Annotated in this window: 18 protein-coding genes; 16 read left to right on the top strand and 2 right to left on the bottom strand. The window is 63.4% G+C overall.

Annotation, left to right across the window (positions count from 1 at the left end; translation table 11 throughout):
• Positions 1–2 precede the first annotated feature (2 nt).
• Together X726_RS143010 and X726_RS143015 are read left to right on the top strand one after the other, a co-directional pair.
• Positions 3–1,037, top strand: coding sequence for a Gfo/Idh/MocA family oxidoreductase (locus tag X726_RS143010; protein WP_023672609.1), 1,035 nt, complete (start codon positions 3–5; stop codon positions 1,035–1,037).
• A complete protein-coding gene (locus tag X726_RS143015; protein WP_023672608.1) occupies positions 1,034–2,872 on the top strand; it encodes a hypothetical protein in 1,839 nt (612 codons plus the stop codon). The genes X726_RS143010 and X726_RS143015 overlap by 4 nt, the downstream gene beginning before the upstream one ends.
• 2 nt (positions 2,873–2,874) lie before the next feature.
• Here the strand turns inward: X726_RS143015 and X726_RS143020 are convergent, their stop codons facing one another.
• Positions 2,875–3,588, bottom strand: a complete 714-nt coding sequence (locus tag X726_RS143020; RefSeq protein ID WP_023672607.1) for a transcriptional regulator NanR — start codon at positions 3,586–3,588, stop codon at positions 2,875–2,877.
• 186 nt (positions 3,589–3,774) lie between these two features.
• Between X726_RS143020 and oiaX the strand changes: the two genes are divergently transcribed.
• From oiaX to X726_RS143095, 14 genes are all read left to right on the top strand, one after another.
• Entirely contained in the window at positions 3,775–5,025 is a 1,251-nt protein-coding gene (gene oiaX, locus X726_RS143025; RefSeq protein ID WP_023672606.1) for a 3-oxo-isoapionate-4-phosphate decarboxylase OiaX, read from the top strand.
• 4 nt (positions 5,026–5,029) lie between these two features.
• The gene (locus X726_RS143030; protein ID WP_023672605.1) at positions 5,030–6,364 is read left to right on the top strand and encodes a four-carbon acid sugar kinase family protein; all 1,335 of its coding nucleotides are present in this window, start codon (positions 5,030–5,032) and stop codon (positions 6,362–6,364) included.
• 234 nt (positions 6,365–6,598) lie between these two features.
• Complete coding sequence (locus X726_RS143035; RefSeq protein WP_031215420.1) at positions 6,599–8,128, top strand: FGGY-family carbohydrate kinase; 1,530 nt, start codon at positions 6,599–6,601, stop codon at positions 8,126–8,128.
• Positions 8,125–8,901, top strand: a complete 777-nt coding sequence (locus tag X726_RS143040; protein WP_023672603.1) for a DeoR/GlpR family DNA-binding transcription regulator — start codon at positions 8,125–8,127, stop codon at positions 8,899–8,901. The genes X726_RS143035 and X726_RS143040 overlap by 4 nt, the downstream gene beginning before the upstream one ends.
• 2,115 nt (positions 8,902–11,016) lie before the next feature.
• Entirely contained in the window at positions 11,017–12,030 is a 1,014-nt protein-coding gene (locus tag X726_RS143050; RefSeq protein ID WP_023672601.1) for a sugar-binding transcriptional regulator, read from the top strand.
• 120 nt (positions 12,031–12,150) lie between these two features.
• Complete coding sequence (locus tag X726_RS143055) at positions 12,151–12,711, top strand: DUF2291 domain-containing protein (protein ID WP_245261881.1); 561 nt, start codon at positions 12,151–12,153, stop codon at positions 12,709–12,711.
• The gene (locus X726_RS143060; protein ID WP_023818099.1) at positions 12,708–14,246 is read left to right on the top strand and encodes a sugar ABC transporter ATP-binding protein; all 1,539 of its coding nucleotides are present in this window, start codon (positions 12,708–12,710) and stop codon (positions 14,244–14,246) included. Before X726_RS143055 ends, X726_RS143060 begins: the two co-directional genes overlap by 4 nt.
• A 25-nt stretch (positions 14,247–14,271) precedes the next feature.
• The gene (locus tag X726_RS143065; RefSeq protein WP_023672598.1) at positions 14,272–15,405 is read left to right on the top strand and encodes an ABC transporter permease; all 1,134 of its coding nucleotides are present in this window, start codon (positions 14,272–14,274) and stop codon (positions 15,403–15,405) included.
• 33 nt (positions 15,406–15,438) lie between these two features.
• Positions 15,439–16,386 carry a D-ribose ABC transporter substrate-binding protein gene (locus X726_RS143070; protein WP_023672597.1) on the top strand — a complete coding sequence of 316 codons (948 nt, stop codon included), beginning with the start codon at positions 15,439–15,441 and terminating at the stop codon, positions 16,384–16,386.
• 111 nt (positions 16,387–16,497) lie between these two features.
• Complete coding sequence (locus X726_RS143075; RefSeq protein WP_023672596.1) at positions 16,498–18,057, top strand: FGGY-family carbohydrate kinase; 1,560 nt, start codon at positions 16,498–16,500, stop codon at positions 18,055–18,057.
• On the top strand, positions 18,054–19,571 hold the full coding sequence (locus tag X726_RS143080) for a glycerol-3-phosphate dehydrogenase (protein ID WP_023672595.1): 1,518 nt from the start codon (positions 18,054–18,056) through the stop codon (positions 19,569–19,571). The genes X726_RS143075 and X726_RS143080 overlap by 4 nt, the downstream gene beginning before the upstream one ends.
• Entirely contained in the window at positions 19,571–20,509 is a 939-nt protein-coding gene (locus X726_RS143085) for a TIM barrel protein (protein WP_023710712.1), read from the top strand. The genes X726_RS143080 and X726_RS143085 overlap by 1 nt, the downstream gene beginning before the upstream one ends.
• A 76-nt stretch (positions 20,510–20,585) precedes the next feature.
• Positions 20,586–21,353, top strand: coding sequence for a triose-phosphate isomerase (locus X726_RS143090; RefSeq protein WP_023672593.1), 768 nt, complete (start codon positions 20,586–20,588; stop codon positions 21,351–21,353).
• A gap of 26 nt (positions 21,354–21,379) precedes the next feature.
• Positions 21,380–21,817, top strand: a complete 438-nt coding sequence (locus X726_RS143095; protein ID WP_023672592.1) for an RpiB/LacA/LacB family sugar-phosphate isomerase — start codon at positions 21,380–21,382, stop codon at positions 21,815–21,817.
• 15 nt (positions 21,818–21,832) lie between these two features.
• Here the strand turns inward: X726_RS143095 and X726_RS0136360 are convergent.
• Positions 21,833–22,014, bottom strand: a 182-nt coding sequence (locus X726_RS0136360) for a DAK2 domain-containing protein (RefSeq protein WP_031215418.1), incomplete at its 5' end; no start/stop codon positions are given.

The following is a 22,014-nucleotide window of genomic DNA, read 5'->3' as shown; positions in this document are numbered from 1 at the left end:
GCATGGCGGAGTTGCGGGGAGGGCTCATCGGCTGCGGCTTCTTTGCCATCAACCAGATGCATGCCTGGCGCGACATTGAAGGCGCCGCGATGGTCGCCATTTGCGACCGCGACCCGGAGCGGCTGCGCATCATCGGCGACCAGTTCGGCATTGCGAAGCGCTACACCGACGCGGCAGAGATGTTTGCAAGCGAAAGCCTCGACTTCGTCGATATCGCCACCACCGTTCCCAGCCATCGTCCGCTGGTCGAGATGGCGGCGCTGCACCGTGTGCCGGTGATTTGCCAAAAGCCGTTCGCGCCGACGCTTGCCGACGCCAAGGCGATGGTGAGGGCCTGCGTGGAAGCCGGCGTACCGCTGATGGTGCATGAGAATTTTCGCTGGCAGTCGGCGATCCAGGCGGTGCGTGCCGTGCTCGACAGCGGCGAGATCGGCACGCCGTTCTTCGGGCGCATCTCCTTCCGCTCTGCCTATGACGTGTTTTCCGGCCAGCCCTATCTCGCCGAGGGAAAGCGCTTCATCATCGAGGACCTCGGTATCCACAGTCTCGACATCGCCCGTTTTCTACTGGGCGACGTGTCGACGATCACGACGCGAACCGCGCGCATCAACCCCGGCATCGCGGGCGAAGATGTCGCGACGATGCTGATGGACCACAAGAGCGGGGCGACGTCAGTGGTCGACTGTAGCTACGCGACGAAGCTCGCCACCGAACCGTTTCCCGAAACGCTGATCGAGATCGACGGCAGCGACGGCACGATCCGCTTGGCGCAGGGATATCGGCTCACCGTCACCGGCAGGAGCGGCACGAAGATCACCGACGTTTCGCCGCCCGTACTCGCCTGGGCATCGCGCCCATGGCACAACATCCAGGAGAGCGTCGTCGCCATCCAGCAGCACTGGGTCGACTGCCTGGCAAAGGGAACCGAGCCGGCGACCTCGGGCGCCGACAATCTCAAGACATTCGCGCTGGTCGAGGCGGCCTATCTGGGCGCCGCGAGCCACGAACTTGTCCACCTGGATGGCTTGCTGACATGACAGCCGACGCCTTCCTCCTATACGGCACACGCGTGGTCGAGGCCGAGCCGGTTAGGCTGAGTGCGGGCTTGCTCAGCGCCGACTTTGTCAACGGCAGCCTGCGCACCATGCGTTACGGCGGCATCGAAGTGCTGCGCGCCATCGCCTACATCGTGCGCGACCGCGACTGGGGCACCTATGAACCGGCGCTGACGGACCTTGCCGTCGATCAGGACGCCGACAGCTTCTCCGTCAGCTACTCCGCAACTTGCTTAGCGCCGGGCGGAAGCCGGCTAGACTTTCGCGCTACGATCAAGGGCTCCGCCAACGGTAACCTGGTGTTCGACGTCTGCGCGGTCCCTGAAAGCGATTTCGAGACCAACCGTTGCGGTTTCTGCATCCTGCATCCGATCGCCGGCCTCGCCGGCAGTGCGGTGACGGTCGAGCATACCGACGGCAGCGTGGTGGCGACGAAACTGCCGCTGTTGATCGATCCCTGGCAGCCTTTCAAGGATTTGCGCGCGATCACCCATGAGGTCCGGCCGGGCATCACTGCCGAATGCCGGATGGAGGGCGACACTTTCGAGATGGAGGACCAGCGTAACTGGTCGGACGCGTCCTACAAGACCTATGTGCGGCCACTGGCGCTGCCTTGGCCCTATGTGCTGCCGGCCGGCCAAACTGTAAGCCAGACGGTCAGGCTTCGCATCACCGGCGAGGGGGGAATGCCGGCCGCAGCATCTGCCGCCGAACCGGTCAGCGTCGAACTCGGCGAGACCGGGCAGAGGCTGCCGGATCTCGGCGTGATCATCTACCCGGATGAGGTCGAAGCAGCGCTCGCAAATCTTTCGACATTGACCGAGCTCGGCCCGCAGCAACTTGTCTTCCACTACGATCCGACGCGCGGCCACGGTCTCGAAGCATTGCAGTCTTATGCAAGGCTCACCGCCGCCTATCCGGTGCAGACGACGCTGGAATGCGTCGTTGCCTGCGCGGGCGACCTCGATGCCGAGCTGTCAGGCGTTGCCGACATTGTGCGTCAAGCCGGGTTGAAGCTTTCGGCCATTGCCGTCTCGCCTTCGGTTGACCGGCAGTCGACACCGCCGGGCAGTGCGTGGCCGGACTGTCCGCCGCTCGAAGACGTCTATGACGCGGCGCGGCGCGCCTTTCCCGATATCCGGCTTGGTGGCGGCATGTTCAGCTATTTCACCGAGCTCAACCGCAAGCGCGTGCCGGGGGGCCTGCTCGATTTCGTCACCCACTGCACGTGCCCGATCGTGCACGCTGCCGACGATCTCAGCGTCATGCAGTCGCTGGAGGCGCTGCCCTTCATCACCGCGTCGACGCGGGCGATCTTCGGGGCAAAGCCCTACCGCATCGGTCCGTCGACGCTCGCCATGCGCCAGAACCCCTATGGCGGCGCGACCAAGGGCAATCCCGGGGGACAGCGCATCGCCATGGCCGATCGCGACCCTCGTCATGCCGGCCTGTTCGCTGCCGCATGGACGATCGGCTATGCCGCGCGTGTCGCGCCGGCCGGGCTGGAACTGCTCACGCTGTCCGGCTTCGCCGGGCCCTTCGGCGTGCTCGCAGCATCCGGCGAACCCGTCGCGGAAGGATCGCCTCGGCCGATCTTCGATGCCATCAAGGGGCTTTGCGAACTGGCCGGCCTTACGTATGTGGCGACGAAAACGAGCGACGAGACCAAGGTGCTGGCGCTGGCCGGCCGCTCCGCTTCGGGCAAGACCGTGGCGTGGCTGGCGAACCTGACGGCGGACGACGTGACGGTCGACATCTCAGCGCTTGGCCGAGGCCAACTGGTGATGACCCCTTACGCGATCACGCGGATCGGCTGAAATCAGTTGCCGGAGTTCATCACATAAAGCGCGCGCGAGCGCTCGAGGTGCTTGATCATCGCCTTCTCGGCGCCGTCGGCATCCTTCTTCTCGATGCGGCCGATGATCTCTTCATGCTCGGTCAGCGTGAACTGTTCCTTGCCGGTCCAGATCAGCATTTCGGTGTGATATTCCTTCAGCCAACCGAGCATCGCCTCGCTGACGGCGATATAGATCGGGTTGCCTGAAATGGCCGCGATCTGGGTGTGAAACTTCATGTCGGCTGAAATGAAAGCCTCGGAATCGCCGCGAAAGCCACGCTGTTCGGCAATTGTGGCCCGCAGCTGCTCAACGTCCTCGGCAGTGGCATTTTCGGCGGCTTCCCTGACCATGCCGCGCTCGAAGAAGATGCGCGCCGTTTTCAGGTGCTCCAGCGTGTCCTTCGACGACGACAGGATGATCTTGGCTGCGCCGTCGACCTGCTTGATGATCGACTTGGCGGTCAGCTGCAGCACCTTGGCGCGTTCCCCATGCGAGATCGCGACGAGGCCCATATTGCTCAGCGCCTGCATCGCCTCGCGGATCGCGGGACGGCCGACCTCGAAGCGCTCCATCAACTCGCGCTCCGACGGCATGTCGTCGCCCGGCGTCAATTCTCCGCTGGTGATCAGGCGCTTCAGCCGCAAAAACACTTCGTCGGAAAGTTTGCGCCGGACGATCGGCTCCGAACGGTTCATCGTCGCGAATCACTCCCTTGACCTGTCTCTATCTAGCATTGCCACAGCCATTCCCGGAATGGCCGTCGCCCCGATCGGCCATAGCCGCAAGACAGGATATTGCTTGCAAAGCTTATGTACTCATTATACCAGATTCTGACGATCAAGGAACTCATTTCGAACCTCCGCGGCCTCAGACAACGAACCATGATCACGCTCACCTACCGCATCGAAACGTCAGGTAGCATCGAGGCGCTGGCGACCAAGATCGCCAGCGACCAGTCGACTGGAACCTTCGTCGCGCTGCCCGGTGAGACCGAGGAACTGAAAGCCCGGGTGGCCGCGCGTGTCCTGACCATTCGGCATTTGCCTGAGGCTGACAGGCCATGGCTTCCCGAGGCCGGTGACGGGCCGTTCAAGCGCGCGGATGTCGACATCGCCTTTCCATTCGATGCCATCGGGACCGACCTGTCGGCGCTGATGACGATTGCCATCGGCGGCGCCTATTCGATCAAGGGCCTGTCCGGCATTCGCGTCGTCGACATGAAATTGCCGGGGGAATTCAGTGGCGCCCATCCGGGTCCGCAGTTCGGCGTCGCCGGCAGCCGCAGGCTGACAGGTGTTGCGGACCGACCGATTATCGGCACCATCGTCAAGCCGGCGCTGGGGCTTCGGCCACACGAGACCGCCGCAATGGTGGGGGAGCTGATCGCCGCCGGCGTCGATTTCATCAAGGACGACGAGAAGCTGATGAGCCCGGCCTATTCGCCGCTGGCGGAGCGGGTGAAGGCAATCATGCCGCTGATCCTCGACCACGAGCAGAGGACCGGCAAGAAGGTGATGTATGCCTTCGGCATCTCGCATGCCGACCCGGACGAGATGATGCGCAACCACGATCTGGTGGCCAAGGCGGGCGGCAATTGCGCGGTGGTCAACATCAATTCGATAGGCTTCGGTGGCATGGCGTTTCTTAGAAAACGCTCCAGCCTGGTGCTGCATGCCCATCGCAACGGCTGGGACATTCTTACTCGCCATCCCGGCCTCGGCATGGACTTCAAGGTCTGGCAACAGTTCTGGCGGCTGCTCGGCGTCGACCAGTTCCAGATCAACGGCATCCAATCGAAATACTGGGAGCCGGACGCGTCTTTCGTCGAGTCCTTCAAGGCGGTAACGACCCCGATCTTTGCGCCTGAGGATTGCGCTCTGCCGGTCGCCGGTTCCGGCCAATGGGGCGGGCAGGCGCCCGAGACCTATGAACGGACCGGCCGGACGGTCGATCTGCTCTATCTGTGCGGCGGCGGCATCGTCAGCCATCCGGACGGGCCGGGCGCCGGGGTGCGTGCCGTGCAGCAGGCCTGGCAAGCTGCGGTCGACGGCATTCCGCTGGCGGATTTCGCCTTGAGCCATCCCGAACTGGCGCGGTCGATCGAAAAATTCGGCGACGGCAAAGCGGCCTGAAGCGATGCAAGATCTGCTTCTCAGCTATTATGGCGATGACCTCACCGGTTCGACCGACGTCATGGAAGCGCTCGAACTCGGCGGCGTGCCGACCGTGCTGTTCATGCGCCAGCCGGACGCGGCCATGCTTGCGCAGTTCGCACATTGCCGAGCCGTTGGCCTGGCCGGCACCAGCCGCAGCGAAACCCCGCAATGGATGGACACCCATCTCAAGAGTGCCTTCGTCTGGCTGAAGACGCTCAACGCAGCTCTCTGTCACTACAAGGTCTGCTCGACCTTCGATTCCAGTCCGACGATCGGCAGCATCGGTCGCGCCATCGAGATCGGCCGCTCGGTCTTCGCTCAGGACAGCGTGCCGCTGCTGGTTGGGGCGCCGCAGCTCAAGCGTTACACCGCCTTTGGACATCTGTTCGCCGCCTATCGTGACAAGTATTTCCGCATCGACCGCCATCCGGTGATGAGCCGCCACCCGACGACGCCGATGGATGAATCCGACCTGCTGATCCATCTGTCGCGGCAGACGGAGCTCACGTCGGGGCTGGTCGATCTCGCGACGTTGCAGTCGGCGTCGCGCTCGAAAGCGTTCGACCGCTTGCTCGCCGAGGGCACCGACATCGTACTTGTCGATGTCGACAGCCTGGAGACGCAGGCGCTCGCCGGCAAGGAGATATGGCGCGCCCGCACGCCGGGCGGTTCGTTCGTCGTCGGTTCGTCCGGAATCGAATATGCGCTGCTGGCCGAATGGGTGTCGAATGGGACGGTCAGAGCTGAACCAAAATTTTCACCGCCGGGTGCTGCCGACCGGATCGCGGTCGTCTCGGGCAGTTGTTCGCCGACGACCGAACGACAGATCCGGCACGCTTTGACCGACGGCTTCGATGGCATCGAGGTCGATCCCGTCGAACTGATCTCCGCAGCTTCCGGAGATGCGATCGCACGCGCGACGGCAGCCGGTCGCGCCAGTCTGGAAGCCGGGCGCAGCGTCGTTCTCTACACGGCCCTTGGACCCGCGGCCGATAGGGGGGGCGAAATCGACCGCCAGGAAGGCGCCCGCCACAAGCTCGGGCGGGGCCTCGGCGAACTGCTTCGCGCGCTGACCATCGAGCAGAAGTTGCAGCGCGTGGTCATTGCCGGCGGCGATACGTCGAGCCACGCGCTCGGCGAGATGGGTGTCGATGCGCTGACGGTGCGAATGCCGCTGCCGGCATCGCCGGGCTCGCCGCTTTGCGTAGCTCACTCGCGTATTGAGCCGATCGATGGGCTGGAGGTGGCGCTCAAGGGCGGGCAGGTCGGAACCGACCGCTATTTCAGCGCCATCCGCGACGGCCTTAGCAGCTGATTACGCGTCGCCTGGCAACCGCGAGATCCATTCATGACCTCTAACGGCGCCGTAGCGGTTTGTCGCGCATGTTGACGTTAAATTCACATAAAGATATGAGTTCTTTGTTGCGGCGAGGTGCTTTTGCCGTTTGTCCCCCTTGCTCAATCGGGGTTGTCGCCATGTGTTTCGCCCTTGCATCAGACTGCAGGATCGCCCTGTAGCAATCGCCAGTTGCTGAAAGAGGCGGTGATCATGCCCAGCCTGCTCGGAATCGATAACGGCCTCACGGTCACCAAGGCGGTCATCTTCGATGCCGACGGCACGCAATTGTCCGTGGCGCGTCGCCGGGTGCCGCAATCGATGCCCCACGCGCGCTGGGTGGAGCGCGACATGTCAGGCCTGTGGCAAGCAACAGCCGACGCCATCAAGGAGGCGATCGCGCTCTCCGGCAGGCCGGCGGAAGACATCAAGGCGGTGGCGGCGACCGCGCATGGCGATGGTCTCTATGTGCTCGATCATGATCGTCAGCCTTTGGGACCAGGCATCCTTTCGCTCGACAGCCGGGCCGGCGACATTGTCGACAGGTGGTCCGCCGGTACCGTTTTCACCGATGCGCTGGCGACGACAGGCCAGACGCCGCATGTTTCGGCGCCGTCGGCGCTGCTGGCGTGGCTTAAGCAGAACGATCCTGATCGCTATGGCCGCATCGGCCATGTGCTGGCCTGCAAGGACTGGCTGCGCTTTTGCCTGAGCGGCACGATCGGCACCGACCGCACGGAGGCAAGCACCTCATTCACGGATTTTCGCACGCAAGCCTATGCGCCTGAAGCGCTGCGCATCTTCGGGTTGGAGGATCTGTTCGACGCGCTGCCGCCGGTGGCGCATTCCGCTGAAATCGCCGGTCAAGTCACCGCCGATGCCGCCGAAAGGACCGGCCTTCGCAAGGGAACACCGGTCGCCTGCGGCCTGCACGACGTGGCCGCCTCGGCGCTTGGCATGGGCGGCCATGAGGAGGGCGTGCTCGCCATCGTCGCCGGCACCTATTCCATCAACGAAGTCGTCTCTTCGCAACCGCGCGTCGACCGACGTTGGTTCTGCCGCAACGCCATCGATGCGGGCCGTTGGAACAACATGTCGATCTCGCCGGCCTCGACCGCGAACTACGACTGGTTTCTCGACACCTTCTGTCGCTTGGAGCAAGACATGACAAACGCGGATGGCGGCTCCCTCCACGAATTGCTGGCGGGAGAGATCGACGCGGCGTTGAAGAAGCCTTCGACCATCCTGTTTCATCCCTATCTGTTCGGCTCTCCCTATGGCGATTTGGCCAGCGGCAGCTTTGTCGGCCTGCATGGCTGGCACAATCGCGGCGACATGCTGAAGGCGGTTCTGGAAGGCATCGCCTTCAATCACCGCACCCATGTCGAGGCCTTGCGCGACGGCTTTGCCGTCAGCGAGATCCGCCTGACCGGGGGCGGCTCGCGTAATCCTGCTTTCGTCCAGATGTTTGCCGACGTGCTGAACGCCCCGGTCACCGTCACCTCGACGGATGAGACCGCGGCCCTCGGTGCCGCGCTTTGCGCAGGTGCTGCGGTCGGCTTGTTCAAGACGCCGCAAGAGGGCGCCAGGCAGGTCGGCATGACGGAGCGGACGTACCAAACCGTGCCCGCCTCCAGTGCTGTGTTCAATGAGCGGTTTTCGCTCTACTGCCGCATAGCCGAGCAGCTGAAGTGGCATTGGCCTGATATCGAAAGGCTGGCGCGGCCGGGGGTAAACGCATGATCAAGGCCGACGAACGACGCGAAGAGATCGCCGATTATGTGATCAAGCTCGGCCAGGTGCGCATCGATGATCTGGTCGAGCATTTCGGCGTGTCGCGCATGACCATCCACCGGCATATCGACCGGCTGGCGCAGCAGGGCGTGCTGCGCAAGCTGCATGGTGCGGTGACGGTCCAGCCTTCCGGCCTCTACGAGAGCGCTTTCCGCTACCGGGTGACCGTCAATCGAGCCGAGAAGGATGCACTGGCGCGGGCGGCACTGGATTATATCGAGGCCGGCCAGGTGGTGATGCTGGACGATTCATCGACGGCAAACGCGGTCGCGACGCTGCTGCTCGACGTCAAGCCGCTGACCGTCATTTCCAACAGCGTTTCGACGGCGGGCCAATTGATCAATGTGGACGATATCGATTTCATCTGCCTCGGCGGCCAGTATCATCCCACTTACAATGCCTATATCGGCATTGTCTGCGAGAACGCCGTGGCGCAGTTGCGCGCCAATGTGCTGATCTGTTCGGCTTCGGCCGTCACCGGAACCACTGCTTTCATCCAGGATCCGAATGTCGTGCGGGTCAAGCAGGCGATGATGACCGCCTCCGTGAAGCGCATCCTTTTGGTGGACCACGCAAAATTCGACCGGATCGCGCTGCATGTCTTCGACGATCTGACCAGTTTCGACGCCGTGCTGGTGACCGAGGGCCTGGGCGATGCGCAGGCGCAGAGCCTCGAACGGGCGGGGGTGAAGTTGCGCATCGTCAAGACGAAGGCGCCATGAACCCAGCAGATGGAGCCGGGGCGGACAATCCCGCAGGGCGTCTCGCCGCGATGGCCGGGACCGGCGAAGTCGACGTCGTCATTCTTGGCGCCGGCATCAACGGGGCTGGGCTGTTTCGCGATCTGTGCGCGCAAGGTGTCAGCTGCCTGATCGTCGAAAAGGCGGATTTCGGCTCGGGCACCAGTGCCGCGCCGTCGAGGCTCATCCACGGCGGCTTGAAATATCTCGAGACCGGCGAGTTCGGGCTGGTGGCGCAGTCGACGCTCGAACGCAATCTGCTTCTTCAAAACGCGCCGCACTATGTCAGCCCGCTGCCGACCGTCATCCCGATCTTCTCGTGGAGCAAGGGCATGCTCGCGGCGTTGCGAACGCTGTTCGGCTCGACCAGCGCGCCGCGCAGCCGCGGCGCCATACTGATCAAGATCGGCTTGATGATCTACGATTTCTACGGTTCACGAAACCAGGTCATGCCGCGCCACCGCATGGTCGGGCGGCGGCAGGCGCTTGTTGAGATGCCGGCGCTCAATCCGGCGATCGTCGCCACCGGCACCTACTACGACGCCAAGATAAGTCACCCGGAAAGGCTGGTGCTGGAACTGATCCTCGACGGCTTGCAGGCTCACGCGGCGTCTGCCGGTGCCAACTACACGACACTGGCGGCTTCAGCCAATGGCGTGCTCACCTTCCAGCCGGAAAACGGCGCGGCCTTTTCGGTGCGGCCGAAGCTGGTGGTGAACGCCGCCGGTCCGTGGATCGACGACGTCAACGCGCTGCTTGGTGCTCCATCGAAGATGATCGGCGGCACCAAGGGCTCGCATATCCTTTTAAGGCATGACGAACTGGTCAAAAGCCTCGCCGGGCGCATGCTCTATTTCGAGGCCGATGACGGCCGCATCTGCCTGGTCTACGACTATCTCGGCCTGGCGCTGGTCGGCTCGACCGACATCAAGGCCGACAATCCGGACGCGGTCCNGAGTTCAGACGTGTGCTCTTCCGATCTCCTGGCGCTGGTCGGCTCGACCGACATCAAGGCCGACAATCCGGACGCGGTCCGCTGCGAACCCGAAGAAGTCGACTATCTGCTCGACAGCGTGCGAACGCTGCTGCCGGGCATGGCGTTCGAGCGCGACCAGATCGTCTACGCCTATAGCGGCATCCGGCCGCTGCCGACGTCTGAAGCAGCGACGCCCGGACTGATCAGCCGCGATCATTCGGCGCCCGTTGCCGAGCCGGACGGCAACAGGCCCTTTGCAGTCATTTCGCTGGTCGGCGGCAAATGGACGACGTTCCGCGGCTTTGCCGAGGAAGTCACTGATACCGTACTCAAGCGCTTGCAGCGCAGCCGCAAGATGTCGACTCAGTCGATGCCGATCGGCGGTGGGCGGGATTTTCCGGCCAATGCCGCCGCGCGCGCGGACTGGCTGGCTGAGGCACAGCAGGCAACGGGCGCCGGGGAAGGGCGCCTTGATCAATTGCTGTCGCGCTACGGGACCAGAGCCGTTGAGATCGCCAGGCACGGGTCGGATGATGAGGGTTGCCTGCCGGACTCCGGCGGCTACGGCAAGGCGGAAATCGACTACATCGCGCGCAACGAGTTCGTCGAACATCTGGCCGATGTCGTTATGCGCCGCAGCACGTTGGCGATAGGCGGCTCGCTGACGAGCCGCGACCTGCAGGAGATTGCCGCGATCGCGGGGCGGGCGTTGGGGTGGAGCACCGAGCGCCTCACGCGGGAGGTCGAAGCCGCTGTTGTCGAGCTCGAAGGCAGGAACCTGATGCGGCTGGACTGATCGCTTGATCGCCGACGCCTAGCTTTTCCTGAGGCAATCCGATCGATTTGCCCTTGTTGCGCCCTGTGCATCAACCTTCCCATTTTGCACCCGGATTGGGATTTGCCGGCGCCTACGGGCTCATGCCGTCACTGGATCCGGTAACACAAATTGACGTTAAATTAACACTACCGTATGGTCATATTGTATGCTTACCTTCTAATAGGCTCGCGTTGGCTGCCGAACGTCGGCTGAGGCAACCATCTGCGGAGGGATTGACAGCGGTGCAAAGGTATGAAAATTTTTGCACACAAAGATAATATTATCACCCTGGGGAGGGGATGGCTTGAATTCCGGCGGAAGCGCAAACCGCGACCATGAATCCAGCCTCGCCACGCGCGCGGCCTGGCTGCACTATGCCGGTGGTCTGACCCAGGCCCAGGTGGCCAAGCGGCTTGGCCTGACCAGCCTCAAGGCGCATAGGCTGATCACCAAGGCCAACCAGGAAGGTCTGGTCAGGGTCTTCATCGACGGCGACGTCGCCGAATGCGTCGACCTGGAACAGCGCCTGATCGCCGCCTATGGGCTCCACTATTGCGAGGTGGTTCCCGATCTCGATCAGGACGAACTGCCGCTCAAGGGGCTGGGCATTGCCGGCGCCCAGTTCCTGAAGCGCGAAATCGATCGCGGCGAAGACATGCTGATCGGCGTCGGCCATGGCCGCACGCTTGCCGCCAGCGTCGAATATCTGACGCGCGCAACTGCTGCTCACATCCGTTTCGTCTCGCTGCTTGGCGGCGTGACGCGCAAATTCGCCGCCAACCCGCACGACGTCATGCATCGCCTGGCAGAGCGGACCGGCGCGCAGGCTTTCGTCATGCCGGTGCCTTTTGTCGCCAATACCGCCGAGGACCGCGAAGTGCTGCTTGGCCAGCGCGGCATCAGCGATGTGTTCGCTCTCGCCAGCCGGTCCGACCTGATGTTCGTCGGAATAGGCACGGCCGAGCGGGAGGCGTCGCTGGTCGCCACCGGCATGATCGAGCCTTCCGAAATCGACGAGGTCAAGCGTGACGGCGGCGTTGGTGAATTGCTGGCGCATTTCTTCGACGACAAGGGGCGTCCGGTCGAAACGGCGCTGTCGGAAAGAATACTGGCGCTTCCGCGCGATCAGTTGAAGGGCCGCAGGATCGTTGCCGTCGCCGGCGGCAAGGTGAAGGTGCGCGCCATCAAGGCAGTACTCGAAAGCCGTTATCTCAGCGGCCTGATCACCGACGAATGCACGGCCCGCGCGCTGGTCGAGCTCGACGATGCAGCCGGGACCGCGAAGCGCTGCGTGAACGGAGGAACTTCGAATGCGTGACAACGGACAATCCGCACCGCTGGTGGTTGCATCATGAGCGCGAAGGCCACCGCCCGGCAAGCTTCGCCCGGCCTGCGCCGGGTGCTTGCCGGCGCTGCGGTTGTGGTTCTGCTCGGCGCCATGGCGCTCGATACCAAGGTGATCAAGATCGGCTCTGCCGGCGATGTTCGCAACGCGGTGTTTTCGGCCGCCGACTACGGCAAGTCTGAATTTCCCAAGGTGCAGGCCGATGTCGAAGCGCGTGCCGCCGACGCCGCAACGGTGGCGACGGCGATCGCCAAGGACAGGGCGACGGCCGAAAAGGAATATGGCGTGCCGGCGGGAGTCGGACCGGTCATCTCGGTCAAGTTCACCGGCGTCGTCGGCGAGGGAAAATCGGGCATCTACAAGGTCGCGGTCGACGGTTTGCCGGACACGTTGACCGTCCGCGTACAGACTGGGCCGGCGATCAACGGCACCGAGCTTCGCGACGCCACCGGCAAGATCACCTTTGGTCAGTTCACCAACCAGATCGAGTATCAGGACGCCGGCTCGGCGCTGAACAACGAGATGAAGAAGGAGGTGCTGGCGAAAGTCGATACCAGTGACTTGACCGGCAAGACAATAGCGGTGGTCGGCGTCTTCAAGCTGGTCAATCCGAAGAGCTGGCTGGTCACGCCGGTGAGGCTGGACGTCAAATGACAATGGCTGCCGGCACAGAACCCGCGACTGGCGATGCCGTGCTTTCGGCGCGCAATGTCGTCATGTCGTATGGCGGCGTCCACGCGCTCAAGGGCGTCAACTTCGACATCCATCGCGGCAAGGTCACCACCCTGTTCGGAGAGAATGGCGCCGGCAAGTCGACGCTGATGAAGATCCTGTCCGGCGTGGTCACGCCGACATCCGGCGACATCGTGCTCGACGGCAATCTCGTCAGCTTTTCCTCGTCTTCGGACGCGCGCGACCGCGGCATTTCGATCATCCACCAGGAGCTCAGCCTGGCGCCGAATCTGAGCGTTCGCGACAACATCTTCATGGGCCGCGAACTGCGCACCAGAACCGGCCTCGACTTCGCCGAGGAGTCGCGCCAGGCGCGGGCGCTGATGGCCGACCTCGAAGAAGACATCGATCCGATGACCTTGGTGGAGGACCTGCGCCTGGGGCAGCAGCAGATCGTCGAGATCGCACGCGCGCTATCGGTCGACAGCCGCATCCTGATCATGGACGAGCCGACCTCCGCGCTGAGCGCCACGGAGGTCGAAGTGCTGTTCAAGGTGATCCGCGATCTGACCAGCCGCGGTGTCTCCATCGTCTACATCTCGCATCACCTCGAAGAGGCGCTGCAGATCACCGACTACGCCGTCGTGCTGCGTGACGGGGCGATCACGGCGACGGCCGAAGCCAAGGACATCGACCTCGAATGGATCGTCCGCAACATGGTGGGTGAGAATTTCGACCTCGGCTCGCCGCCGACCGGCCATGCGTTTGGTGAGGTCGCGCTGTCGATCGAGGATGTCAGCGTCACCGACGCTTCGGGTTCAGGCTACGTCGTCGATCATCTGTCGCTGGATGTCAAAGCGGGCGAGATCGTCTGCATCTATGGGCTGATGGGCGCGGGCCGCACGGAATTGCTGGAGGCCGTCGCCGGCCGTGTGCCCATGGCGGGCGGGCGGGCGCTGCTGGAGGGTGAGGACGTTTCGGGGCTGACCATTGCCCAGCGCATCGCCCGAGGTCTGGTTCTGGTCCCCGAGGATCGCCAGCGCGACGGCCTGGTTCAGACCATGACCGTCGGCCGCAATCTGTCGCTTGCCAGCATCGAGGCGTTCGCGAAAGGCCTGTTCCTCTCCCGGCCGAGGGAACGCGCACTGATCGACGATTCGATCCGCAAGGTGACCATCAAGACCGCGGGCGGCAACGCCATGATCGGATCGCTGTCGGGCGGCAACCAGCAGAAGGTCGTCATCGGCAAGATGCTGACGACAGATCCCAAGGTCATCCTTCTCGACGAGCCGAGCCGCGGCATCGATGTCGGCGCCAAGGCCGAAGTCTTTCGCTTGCTCAGCGAGCGTGCCGCGCAAGGCCTGGCGGTCGTCTTCTCGACCTCGGAGGTCAATGAGTGCCTCAGCATCGCCCATCGCATCGTCGTGATGCGGCGCGGCAAGATTTCAGCCGAATTCGGCGCCAACGCCACCAAAGAGCAGATCATGGCCGCCTCCGGCGAAGCCGTGGTCGCCTGACCATAGAATTTCGGAGCCCCGACCCATGAGCGATGTCAGCCAGGCCAGCAAACAGTCCAGCCCCAATGCGGGCGGCGAGGGCTTCGACGTGGCCAAGCTGCTGCTCGAAGGCCGGGCCTTCTTTGCCCTGATCGTCATCATTGTCGTCTTCTCGATCCTGTCGCCCTATTACCTCTCGGTGGCGAATTTCCTGACCATGGCCTCGCATGTCGCCATCTTCGGGATTCTCGCCGTCGGCATGCTGCTGGTCATCCTCAATGGCGGCATCGACCTGTCGGTGGGGTCGACGCTCGGGCTTGCCGGCGTCGTCGCTGGGTTTCTGATGCAGGGCGTGACGCTGACCTGGCTGGGCGTCGTTCTCTACCCGCCGGTCTGGATGGTCGCGGTGCTGGCCTGCATGCTGGGTGCGGCCGTCGGGCTTATCAACGGCGTGCTGATCGCGCGGTTCAAGGTTCCGGCCTTCGTCGCCACGCTCGGCGTCATGTACATGGCGCGCGGCCTGGCACTGCTGATGACCAGCGGCCTGACCTACAACAATCTCGGCGGCAAGCCGGAGTTGGGCAACACCGGTTTCGATGCTCTCGGCTTCAACCGCCTGTTCGGCGTGCCGACCGGCGTGGTGGTGCTGGCGGTTATCGCGCTGATCGGCAGCATCGTCCTGAACCGCACCGCCTTTGGACGCTGGCTCTACGCCTCGGGCGGCAATGAGCGCGCCGCCGAACTCTCCGGCGTTCCGGTCAAGACCGTGCAGATTTCGGTCTATGTGCTGTCGGGCATCTGCGCCGCCATTGCCGGCCTGATCCTGTCCTCGCAGCTGACCTCGGCCGGGCCGACCGCCGGCACCACCTACGAACTGACGGCCATCGCCGCCGTGGTCATCGGCGGCGCCGCACTCACCGGCGGGCGCGGCAACATTCGCGGCACCTTGCTCGGAGCCTTCGTCATCGGCTTCCTATCCGATGGTCTGGTGATCATCGGCATCTCATCCTACTGGCAGACAGTGTTCACCGGCGCCGTCATCGTGCTCGCCGTGCTCCTCAATGCCGTTCAGTATCGCCGCCGTAGCAAGCTTCCAGCTTCGACGGGCGGCCAACCGACTTCTCAGAAACGGGGGAAGGCCGAACCGGCCAATCCTGCCCAAGGGAAGACTGCCAGCTGACTGGCAGCAAGACCGCGTAAAATCATTGGAGGAATGTACATGAAAATCGTGCTTAGAAGTTTGCTTGCCGCCGCGATGGTGGTCGGGTTTAGCGCAGCCGCATCGGCCGCGGGCCTGATCTCGATCATCGTCAACGATCCGGCCAACCCCTACTGGCTGACCGAAGGCAACGTCGCCAAGGCCGAAGCCGAAAAGCTTGGCTATACAGCCAACGTCGCCGCCCACAAGGGCGACACCAATACCGAAAGCAATCTGATCGACACCGCCATCACCAACAAGTCGGTGGCGATCATCCTCGACCCGGCCAATGCCGATGGTTCGGTCGGCGCGGTGAAGAAGGCGATTGCCGCCAACATCCCGGTTTTCCTCGTCAATGCCGAGATCAACCAGGAAGGTCTTGCCAAGGGACAGCTCGTCTCCAACAACGCCCAGGGTGCGGCTCTCGGCGCCCAGCAGTGGGTGCAGGCGGTCGGTGAAAAGGGCAAGTATGTCGAACTGCTCGGCGCCCCCTCGGACAACAACGCCGCCACGCGCTCGAACGGCTACGCGACTGTGCTGAGCCAGTATCCGGATCTCGAAAAGGCCGCTTCGCAGGTCGCCAACTGGGATCGTACCCAGGGACACGACAAGATGCAGAGCATGCTGCAGGCCAATCCCGACATCATCGCGGTGATCAGCGGCAACGACGAAATGGCGCTTGGCGCGGTTGCGGCGCTGAAGGAAGCCGGCAAGCTCGCCGGCATCAAGGTCGGCGGCTTTGACGGCTCCCCGGATGCGGTTGCGGCCATCAAGTCCGGCGAACTGCAGTACACCGTGCTTCAGCCGGTGGCCATCTTCTCGGCCAAGGCCGTGCAGCAGGCCGACTCGTTCATCAAGACGGGCGCTACCGGCGCCACCAGCGAGAAGCAACTGTTCGATTGCCTGCTCATCACCAAGGACAATGTGGACAAGTACACCGCACCCTTCGTGCTGTCGGAATAAAAACCTGCTCAGGGGGTGTCCTTCGCGGACACTCCCTGGCTCTTCCATGGCTTCGAGACAACAAAGACTGCTCCTTGTGACTTGCCTTCATAACCATCCGGAACTTGCGGCATGAAAGACCTGCTGATCGGGATCGACGCGGGAACGTCCGTGATCAAATCGGTCGCTTTCGATCTATCGGGGCGGCAGCTCGCCATGGCATCGGTGACCAACAGCTTCGTCACGCTGGAAGGCGGCGGCGCCGAACAGGACCTTAATCAGACCTGGCGCGACATGGTGCTGACCGTTCTCGATCTGGCGACGAAAATTCCAGACCTCGCGCGGCGAACCGCGGCCGTCGCGGTCACCGGGCAGGGCGACGGCACCTGGCTGATCGATGGCGACGGCATGCCGGTCGGGCGCGCGTGGCTCTGGCTCGATGCGCGCGCCGGACATCTGGTGGACGAGATGCGCGGCGATCCCCGGGATCGCACGCGGTTCGAGATCACCGGCACCGGGCTCAACGCCTGCCAGCAGGGCGCTCAGCTCAGCTGGCTGAAGAAAAACAGCCCGGAAATCCTGGAGCGCGCCGCCACTGCCTTTCACTGCAAGGACTGGCTCTATTTCAAGATGACCGGCGAGCGCGCCACCGATCCTTCGGAGGGAACATTCACCTTCGGCGATTTCCGCGCGCGCAGCTATTCCGACGAGGTGCTCGACATTCTGGATCTGACGTCGCACCGCCGCCTGCTGCCCCCCATGCTCGAAGGCACGACCGACCATCATCCGCTTTCTGCGTCGGCAGCAGGCGAGACCGGCCTGCTTGCGGGCACGCCGGTGGTGCTGGGCTACGTCGACATGGTCAGCACCGCGCTCGGCGCCGGCCTCTATGATCCAAGCGGCAATGTCGGCTGCACGGTCATCGGCTCGACCGGCATCCACACACGCCTAGCGCGCACTCCTGATGATGTCGTCCTCAACGACAATGCCTCCGGCTACACGATCGCCATGCCGGTTCCGGGCGCCTATGCGCAGCTGCAATCCAATATGGCGGCGACGCTCAACATCGACTGGCTGCTTGGCCTGGCGCGCGACGTGCTGACCGCCAGCGGCGCAAAACCTTCGCGCGACGAGCTGCTGAAAGCGCTCGATGTCTGGGTCGAAGGATCGGAGCCGGGATCGCTGGTCTATCAGCCCTATATCTCGCTCGCCGGCGAACGCGGACCGTTCGTTGACCCCGACGCACGCGCGGGCTTCATCGGCCTCTCGGTCAAGCACGGTTTTGGCGATCTGGCGCGCGCCGTTCTCGAGGGATTGGCCTTCGCGGCCCGCGATTGCTACCAGGCCATGGGCAGCATGCCCAGCGAGATCCGCCTGTCTGGCGGCGCGGCGCGCAGTCCGTCGCTGCGCCGTATTATCGCCGCGGCAACCCGCGCGCAGGTCAGAACCAGCAGCCGCCAAGAAGCAGGTGCCGCGGGTGCGGCGATGATGGCCGCGGTCGGGCTCGGCTTTTATCGCTCGATGGATGATTGCTGCGCCGAATGGGTGACGCCGCTTCTGGGCGAATGCGACGCCTATGACGAGGCGCTTTCGCAAACCTACGATGCGCTGTTTCCGTCTTTTGTCGCGGCGCGTCAGGCGCTGCATCCGGTGTGGAAATCGATGGCGCACCGCACAGGAGCTAAGTCTTGAGCGATACAACGGATATTGTCGATCTCTTCGTGATCGGCGGTGGCGTCAACGGCGCCGGCATAGCGCGCGATGCCGCGGGTCGCGGGCTGTCGGTCATCCTGTGCGAGAAGGACGATCTGGCGCAAGGCACCAGCTCGCGTTCCGGCAAGCTGGTGCATGGCGGCCTGCGCTATCTCGAATATTACGAGTTCCGGCTGGTGCGCGAAGCGCTGATCGAGCGCGAGGTGCTGCTTGAGGCGGCGCCGCACATCATCTGGCCAATGCGTTTCGTGCTGCCGCACAGCCCCGAGGACCGGCCGGCATGGCTGGTGCGGCTCGGGCTGTTTCTCTACGACCATCTTGGCGGCCGCAAGCGGCTGCCGGGAACGAGGACACTGAACCTGAGAACGGCGCCGGAAGGGGCGCCGATCAGGGACGAATTCAAGCGTGGCTTCGAATATTCCGACTGCTGGGTCGATGACGCCAGGCTGGTGCTGCTCAATGCGCTCGATGCCAGTCAGCGCGGCGCAAAAGTCTTCACTCGCACTGCCTGTATTGCTGCCTGGCGCGAAGACGGCCTGTGGTCGATCGACATGCAGGACGGCCGCACGGGCGCTGTGACGAGGGTCCGCGCACGCGGGTTGGTCAACGCGGCCGGGCCATGGGTGAATGACATCGTCAGCCGCGTCGCCGGACAGAATTCCACCCGCAACGTTCGCCTGGTAAAAGGAAGCCATATCGTCGTGCCAAAATTCTGGGAGGGACGGCAGGCCTATCTGATCCAGAACAACGACAAGCGGGTGATTTTCGTCAATCCGTATGAGAACGATCTGGCGCTGATCGGCACCACCGACATACCCTATGAAGGCAGGCCTGAGCTAGTGGCGGCCGAAGCCAGCGAAATCGATTATCTGATCAAGGTGGTCAACCGCTACTTCAAGCGCCAACTCACCGCGCAGGACGTGGTCTACAGTTTCTCGGGCGTGCGGCCGCTCTATGACGACAATGCCGACAACCCGAGCGCGGTGACGCGCGACTACATCTTCGAACTCGACGCCCCGAACGGTGGCGCGCCGCTGCTTTCTGTGTTCGGCGGCAAGATCACCACCTTCCGCAAACTGTCCGAACATGCGCTGGAAAAGATCCAGCCCTTCTTTCCGACCATGAAGAAGGCCTGGACAGCCAAAATTCCCCTGCCGGGAGGCGACCTGCCCAACGCGGATTTCGAGCAGTTCCTGGGCGATCTGCACGCCGAGTTTTCGTGGCTTAGCCCGTCGCTGGTGAAGCACTATGCCCGCAGCTACGGCACGCGCACGCGCGCCTTGCTGAAAGGCGTAAAAGGCGAAGCCGATCTCGGCCGTCGTTTCGGCCCGGATTTCTATGAGCTCGAAGCTGTCTTCCTGTTCGAGACCGAATGGGCGATGACCGCCGCCGACGTTCTCGAACGCCGGACCAAACACGGGCTGCATATCAATGCGGCCGAGCGGAAAACATTCGAAGACTGGTGCACAAAGACAATGGCGGCGGTGAACTGATGGCCTTCACGCTTTCGCTGAACACCAACCCGCTGGTCAATCGCTTCGCCGATCCCGACGATCTGATCGACGCCATTGCCTATGGCATCGGCATCCGCGACGTGCAACTGACGCATGAATTCGTCAATCCGGGCTGGCCGGCGGCAACGATCGCCAAGTTCGTTCGCCTGTTCAACAGCGCCCTGGCGCGGACCGGCGTGCGGATCACTTCGGGTATGACCGGTCCCTATGGCCGGCTCAATCATTTCGGCCATCCGGACGCGGATGTGCGCCGCTATTATGTCGATTGGTTCAAGACCTTCGCCGACATCTCCGCCGAACTCGGCGCGTCGGGCATGGGCACGCAGTTCGCCATATTCACCTACAAGGATTTTGACGATCCGCAGCGGCGCGCGGCGCTTCTCGACATCGCGCTCGAATGCTGGCGCGAAGTGGCCGAGCACGCCAAGGCGGCGGGCCTGACCTACCTTTTCTGGGAACCGATGTCGGTCGGCCGCGAGTTTGGCCACACGATCGAAAGCTGCGTCGAATTGCAGGGCGCCATCGATGCGGCCAAGCTGCCGATCCCGATGCAGATGATGGTCGACATCGACCATGGCGACGTGACCTCGCCCAATCCTGACGACACTGATCCCTATGCCTGGGCGAAAGCGTTCCCGTTGCAATCGCCGATCATCCACATCAAGCAATCGTCGATGAACAAGGGCGGGCACTGGCCGTTCACCGCCGCCTACAACAAGGATGGCCGCATCATCCCGCAGAAGCTGCTCGACGCCGTGCGGGCGGGTGGCGGAACCGACAATGAAATCTGCCTTGAACTTTCCTTCCGGGAGAGGGAACCGGTCGATCATCAGGTTATTGCAATGATCCGTGAGTCGGTGGATTTCTGGGCGCCTTACATCGACAGCGGCCGCGAAAGTCTCAAGCCTCGCGCTTGAGGCAAACCGCCGGCCCGAAGGCCGGCGCAGACCCGGAAACACGCATCATTCGAATTTCGGATCGAAGGAGAGAAGAATGGCCCCATATTGGGTCGGCACGAGCTGGAAGATGAACAAGACGCTGGCGGAGGCGCTGCAGTTCGCCGAGGCATTGGCTGCCTTCGTGCCCGGCTTCGATCCGGCGATACAGCCTTTCGTCATTCCGCCCTTCACCGCGGTGCGGCAGGTCAAGGCGGCGCTCGCCAACACCCGCGTCAAGGTTGGCGCCCAGAACATGCATTGGGCCGATGCCGGTGCCTGGACGGGCGAGATTTCGCCGGTGATGCTGAGGGATTGCGGGCTCGACCTGATCGAACTAGGCCATAGCGAACGCCGCGAGCATTTTGGTGAGACGGACAGGACCGTAGGACTGAAAACGGCGGCGGCGGTCAGGCACGGCTTTGTGCCGCTGATCTGTGTCGGCGAGACGCTGGCCGAGCGCGAGGGCGGCCGCGCCGACGAAATTCTGACCGCGCAGGTCTTGGGCGCGCTGCAGGGTCTCGCAAACAATGAGTTGTCGGCAGAGATACTCTTTGCCTATGAACCGGTGTGGGCGATCGGCGAGAAAGGCATTCCGGCCAGCGCCGACTATGCCGACAAGCAGCAGGCGCTGATCAAGCAGGTCGCAGCAACCCGGTTGCCGACCGCCCCGCTTGTGCTCTACGGCGGCAGCGTCAATCCCGGCAACGCGGCTGAACTGATTGGCCAGCCGCGTATCGATGGGCTGTTCATCGGCCGCTCGGCATGGCAAGCGGAAGACTATATCGACATTCTCAAAAAGGCGTCGGCCGCCATCGCGCGCTGACCACGAAAACGAAGGAGTTCATTGCCATGAAGATCGCACTCGGAGCCGACAGCGCCGGCAAGCCGCTGCTCGATGTCATCGCCAAGCATCTCGCCACCAAGCCAGAACTGCAGGTCGTCGATCTCAGCCAGGCCGGATTCTACGCCGATATTGCCGCTGCGGTCGGCCACGAAATTGTCGACGGCAATTACGACCGCGCCATCCTGTTTTGCGGCACCGGCATCGGCGTCAGCATCTCGGCCAACAAGGTGCCCGGAATCCGTGCCGCGCTAACCCACGACACCTATTCGGCGGAACGCGCTGCGAAATCCAACAATGCCCAGATCATCACCATGGGTGCGCGCGTCATCGGCCCCGAACTGGCCAAATCGATCGCCGACGCCTGGCTGGCCTCGGAGTTCGATCCGAACGGTCCCTCTGCCGCCAACGTGCAGGCTGTCGACAAGCTCGACGCGAAGCGCTGAGGATCCGCTCCCGACCTAGCCGGTCAAGGCGATCCGCATCGCCTCGATGACGGTTACGGCGGACGCCGCGCCTGGATCCATATGGCCAAGCGAGCGTTCGCCGAGGCGGGAGGCCCGGCCCTTGGTGGCGATCATCGCCTTGGTCGCCTCCGCGCCGGCCTTTGCCGCCTCGGCTGCAGCCGCGAGGCTGCCGGCCA

It is taken from the genome of Mesorhizobium sp. LSJC285A00, from assembly GCF_000503155.1.
GTDB lineage: Bacteria > Pseudomonadota > Alphaproteobacteria > Rhizobiales > Rhizobiaceae > Mesorhizobium.
Note: the sequence above shows the minus strand (reverse complement) of the source record. Positions and strands in the feature narration are given on the sequence as shown.